Source organism: Peribacillus sp. SIMBA_075, from assembly GCF_046534585.1.
In genome coordinates this window covers 1-241 of the sequence record NZ_JAWRYN010001472.1, presented here as the reverse complement: position 1 = coordinate 241, position 241 = coordinate 1, and the positions used below count along the sequence as shown (strand labels likewise).

The window sequence follows — 241 nt, the reverse complement described above, 5'->3', positions numbered from 1 at the left end:
CAAGGGCAAAGCGGGCTTACCACCAAATAATGGTCAAAAAGGCTAAAACGGTAATGAACGCGACAAACACACCTGAGTAAAGAAACAACGCGGGTGTTTCATGCCCTTTTTGGTTCATGTGCATAAAATAATAAAGCTGAAAGGCCACCTGAATACCTGCAAGCAGTAAAATAAATGGTACTGCGAACCAATTCCCGACGTCTTCAGAGGCGATCGTTAAAAATGCAACAAATGTTAATCC

Annotated in this window: 1 protein-coding gene; it reads right to left on the bottom strand. The window is 42.3% G+C overall.

The annotated features are described in order from the left end of the window. Positions 1-16 precede the first annotated feature (16 nt). Positions 17-241, bottom strand: a 225-nt coding sequence (ctaF, locus tag SB775_RS33280; RefSeq protein ID WP_410865569.1) for a cytochrome c oxidase subunit IVB, incomplete at its 5' end; no start/stop codon positions are given.